5 protein-coding genes are annotated in these 4663 nt (G+C 44.1%); all 5 read left to right on the top strand.

The features are described from left to right. Positions 1-199: 199 nt before the first annotated feature. Positions 200-625, top strand: coding sequence for a photosystem I reaction center subunit II PsaD (locus tag H6S82_RS18985; RefSeq protein WP_190467174.1), 426 nt, complete (start codon positions 200-202; stop codon positions 623-625). 446 nt (positions 626-1071) lie between these two features. Beyond that, a complete protein-coding gene (locus H6S82_RS18980) occupies positions 1072-1695 on the top strand; it encodes a hypothetical protein (protein WP_190467176.1) in 624 nt (207 codons plus the stop codon). Between the two features lie 14 nt (positions 1696-1709). Next, on the top strand, positions 1710-2168 hold the full coding sequence (locus H6S82_RS18975; RefSeq protein WP_190467179.1) for a hypothetical protein: 459 nt from the start codon (positions 1710-1712) through the stop codon (positions 2166-2168). Between the two features lie 127 nt (positions 2169-2295). Next, a complete protein-coding gene (gene trpE / locus H6S82_RS18970; protein WP_190467181.1) occupies positions 2296-3819 on the top strand; it encodes an anthranilate synthase component I in 1524 nt (507 codons plus the stop codon). A gap of 112 nt (positions 3820-3931) precedes the next feature. Further along, a partial coding sequence (locus H6S82_RS18965; RefSeq protein WP_199317915.1) for a PhzF family phenazine biosynthesis protein occupies positions 3932-4663 on the top strand: 732 nt, incomplete at its 3' end.

Here is a 4663-nt window from a genome sequence, read left to right as displayed (position 1 = left end):
GGGAGCAGAAGAATTAATATTTTCTCTCTTCCCTTTTCCTTCTCCCTCTTCCCTCTTCCCTCTTCCCGACGCCCTAACCCCTAACCCCTAGCCATTGGCCCATACCCAAAAGCTGAAGAACTGTTACAGTTCTTGACAGATTAGCAAAACAAGCGTTGTCTCGGTGATAGGATTCCCTAAAAAGTTGAGAGAGGAATCTATGGCAGAAACTTTGACTGGACAAGCACCTTTATTCGGCGGCAGCACTGGCGGCTTGCTAAGCAAAGCAGAAATAGAAGAGAAGTACGCAATCACCTGGACTAGCCCTAAAGAACAGGTGTTTGAAATGCCTACCGGTGGCGCTGCTGTCATGCGGCAGGGTGACAATCTTCTCTACCTGGCCCGTAAGGAACAATGTATTGCCTTGGGCGGTCAGCAACTGCGTGCTAAGTTCAAAATCAACAACTACAAGATTTACCGCGTTTTCCCCAACGGTGAAATCCAGTACCTGCACCCTGCTGATGGCGTCTTCCCGGAAAAAGTGAACCCAGGTCGTGAGGCGAAAAATTCCAAAGCTCGCAACATCGGCAGCAATCCCGATCCTGCAAAGGTGAAGTTTAGCGGTCGTACTCCTTCCGATGTCTAATCGGTTCTGAGCTTGTTAACATCAGAAAAGTACCGTAGGGCAGACGGAAACTGCCAGTCTAGAAGCTGGTAAACGCTTGAGGATTAGGTTGTAAAGCCTAGATATCATCCAAAAAGATGAGCCCAAGAATCCTACAGATATTTTCTGTGTGGAATGTCACAATTATTTTGCTGGCAATAATCCAGCATTCCTAGAAACAATTAAGTCCCGGAAAGATTTATCTTTCCGGGACTTAAGTTTTATCGTTAGTATGATGATAAATAATATCCTGTCCGGTTACATCGGTAGTATATGAGCGATGCGAAAAATTATCTGTGGAGATCGGGAGTTAAATTTTTACCGCAGATGAAAACGCAGATAAACGCAGATAAGAAAGCGTTTTTTTTGCAACCGATGCTAGCAGACGGTATATAAATTTTTGAACGAACTATTCCGTTAATGCAAAAATGAAAAAAGAATTAACCAATAGCATAGCGAAAATTAGCCTGGGCTTGAGTTTAACAATTATAAGTGCTGGCTTTTTACCAGTTTTTTCACAGCAACAGATTGAGCGATATCCTACGGGCTCGGAAATACAAAGATTGCGATCGAAATTACGCGAGCAGATTCGTAGGAATAATGTTGGAGACAGTCGCAGTCAAGCAGAAAAACAAAGGAGAGAATCTTTTGTGAGAGCTTGGTCGAGGGTAGACCCAGCGGTTGCACCTTTTTTGGGTAAATGGTCGGGATATGAAGAAGGTCTGAGTGTTTATCCTTCCAATATAAGAGGTCGTGTTTGCCTTATTTACATTGGCATACAAGAAGCTGAGTTCGGTTTGGGAACTGTATCTAATGGGGTAATCCGAACCGATGACAAAGAAGTAATTTTAAAGGAAGGAGATTATCTAGGAGTAGTAACTGTGAGGAACGATCGCGCAGATATTCCCGTCGAAATTCCATATAACTCTCCCACAGTTTTGCAAGCAGCAAGACAGTTTGCACAGTTATCTGCAAACGTGCAGGATGTAGATAAAGTAGTGCGACAGTTTAATGCTGCTGGCTGTATGGTTGGGTTACCCTCCAGAAGATAGAATTAAGGATGTTTATGAAAGGCAAAGCAATACTTGGGTTTGGATTGAGCTTGGCAATTTTAGGAACTGTGCGTTTACCGAGTTTGGCACAGTCTCACTTCCAAGATATAAAGCAGTCGAGACAGACAGTGCAAAGTTTAGCCAATGGCAACTATTTTTATGGTAAATCGCGTTTGCCAAATCGACAAGATGTTGATTACCTGGTTTTTCGCAAAATAGCAAATACAGCAATAGGATTTAAGTATAGGTATAGGGAAGAAGGGTATTGCCTTAAAGGGACAATAAGGGGAAATGCGATCGCTAACGTTACTAGGGAGTATGAGATCGGTATGGGTAGTGTTCCAGAACTCAGACGCGGAGACCCGATCGATTTGGCAACCTACAATAGATTAAATTTTAACCAAGTACCAGATGATTCTAATGCCAGAAGAAGGTTACAAGAATGTGTCAGCTTGTTCTCTCATAGAAGATAGGGGAGAAATTTAGACTTAGACTTGACGGGTTCGCACTAGGAGTGAAAAACTGTAGTGTGGTGGCGATTTGGCTGCATATTCAGAATTTGGTAAAACCGGATCGCTCCTATCCAAACCCAATAAAATTATGATATTCCCCGATTTCTCCCAATTTTGCGAACTGGCTAAGCAAGGTAACTTTGTCCCCGTCTACCAAGAATGGGTGGCGGATCTGGATACCCCCGTTTCTGCTTGGTATCGAGTTTGTGCGGGACAGCCTTACAGCTTCCTGCTAGAATCTGTGGAAGGTGGGGAGAAAATCGGACGCTACAGTTTGTTGGGATGCGACCCCCTGTGGATTTTGGAGGCAAGAGGCGATCGCACGATTCAGCACCACCGCGATGGTAGGGTTGTGGAGTTTGAAGGCGACCCTTTTAAAGCTTTGACTGATTGTCTGACGCCTTATCAACCGATAAAATTGCCGCAGCTACCGCCGGGAATAGGCGGTTTGTTCGGGTTTTGGGGTTACGAACTAATTCGCTGGATCGAACCGCGAGTACCGATATATGCAGGTGGGACAGAAGATTTGCCGGATGGCTTGTGGATGCAAGTCGATCACTTGCTGATTTTTGACCAGGTGAAGCGGAAAATTTGGGCGATCGCATATGCAGATTTGCGAGATCCGAAAGTAGATTTGGAAATAGCTTACAAGCAGGCGTGCGATCGCGTTACCCAGCTGGTCAACAAATTACAATCTCCCCTTTCCCAGCAGAGTAACCTTTTGGCGTGGAAGCCTCCGGGAACGGATACAGGAGAAATTCAGTATACCAGCAATATTTCCCGCGAAAAGTTCTGCGAAAATGTGCAAAAAGCAAAGGATTATATCAAAGCGGGGGATATTTTCCAAGTTGTACTTTCTCAACGACTTTCAACGGAATACACTGGCGACCCCTTTGCACTTTATCGATCTCTGCGATTGATTAATCCTTCGCCTTATATGGGTTATTTTAACTTCGGGGATTGGCAGATTATCGGTTCCAGTCCGGAAGTGATGGTGAAAGCTTTTCGCGATTCATCTGGGGGAAGTGTAGCAACATTGCGACCGATCGCAGGTACTCGCCGACGCGGTAAAACACCCCAAGAAGATACTGCATTGGCAGAGGATTTGTTGCAAGACCCCAAGGAAATTGCCGAACACGTTATGCTGGTTGACTTGGGAAGAAATGACTTAGGTCGCGTCTGCAAAAACGGTACGGTGAAAGTCGATGAATTAATGTCGATCGAACGTTATTCCCACGTTATGCACATCGTTAGTAATGTGTTGGGAGAACTTGCTACTGATAAGAATGCGTGGGATTTATTGAAAGCTTGTTTCCCCGCCGGAACTGTTAGCGGTGCGCCAAAAATTAGGGCGATGGAAATTATCCACGAGTTAGAAGGATGTCGGCGTGGCCCTTATTCTGGGTCTTATGGATATTATGATTTTGAAGGACAGTTGAATAGTGCGATCGCAATTCGCACTATGGTTGTCCGCGATCGAGGTAACGGCAAACATACCGTTTCTGTGCAAGCAGGTGCCGGTTTGGTTGCTGATTCTGTTCCGGAAACAGAATATGAAGAAACTCTCAATAAAGCCAGGGGTTTGTTAGAAGCAATTCGCTGTTTGCCTTAACTTTTGTAGGCTAAGTTAGGCAATAGCCGTAATATCCTGTCCTACCGATGCTACCGGACAGGATATAATTCAAACTGCGAAGACGCGAAGGACGCGAAGGAAATTAAATATGCTGAATTTTTACATCGTCGATGTATTTGCTGTAGGAAAATACACCGGAAATCAATTAGCTGTGTTTGCGGGTGATGGCGTTGCGAAATTATCCGATCCCGATATGCAGCGCATTGCTAAGGAGATGAATTATTCGGAAACCACATTTATTACATCTCCTCAAATGCGAGATGGCGGTTATGATGTGCGGATATTTACACCGGAACAAGAGTTACCTTTTGCCGGACATCCGACTTTGGGAACTGCTTATGTTTTGCAACAAGAAATTATCCAACAACCAGTTGAAACGATTATCTTAAATTTGAAGATAGGACAAATTCCGGTAACCGTTCATTATGCGGGTGAAGTAGTTGAATGGTTGTGGATGCGCCAAAAAACGCCTACTTTCGGACAGGGTTTATCGCCAAATAAGATTGCGCCTGTTCTGAATTTAGATGTAGAAGAAATTGATACCAGATTTCCGATTGAAGAAGTTTCAACTGGTGTGCCATTTATTATTGTGCCGTTGAAAAATCTTGCGGCTGTGAAGAGAATCAAGGTTAACCAAGACAAATATTTTGAGTTAATAAGTAATACTCAAGCTAAGGCGATTCTGGTTTTTTGTCCGGAAACCTACAGTTCGGAAAATCATTTGAACGTGCGAATGTTTGCCGATGCAATGGGAGTTCCGGAAGACCCGGCTACTGGAAGTGCAAATGGTTGTTTGGCTGGTTATTTAGTTGAGTATGCTTAT

This window comes from Planktothrix sp. FACHB-1355 (assembly GCF_014748295.1).
Classification (GTDB): Bacteria; Cyanobacteriota; Cyanobacteriia; order Cyanobacteriales; family Aerosakkonemataceae; genus Aerosakkonema; species Aerosakkonema funiforme_A.
This window is presented reverse-complemented; position numbering and strand designations above follow the sequence as displayed.

Bases quoted from the DNA above. Each gene is read 5' to 3' on its own strand.
- trpE (WP_190467181.1), top strand. From the start codon at position 2,296: ATGATATTCCCCGATTTCTCCCAATTTTGCGAACTGGCTAAGCAAGGT.
- H6S82_RS18980 (WP_190467176.1), top strand. From the start codon at position 1,072: ATGAAAAAAGAATTAACCAATAGCATAGCGAAAATTAGCCTGGGCTTG.
- H6S82_RS18975 (WP_190467179.1), top strand. From the start codon at position 1,710: ATGAAAGGCAAAGCAATACTTGGGTTTGGATTGAGCTTGGCAATTTTA.
- H6S82_RS18985 (WP_190467174.1), top strand. From the start codon at position 200: ATGGCAGAAACTTTGACTGGACAAGCACCTTTATTCGGCGGCAGCACT.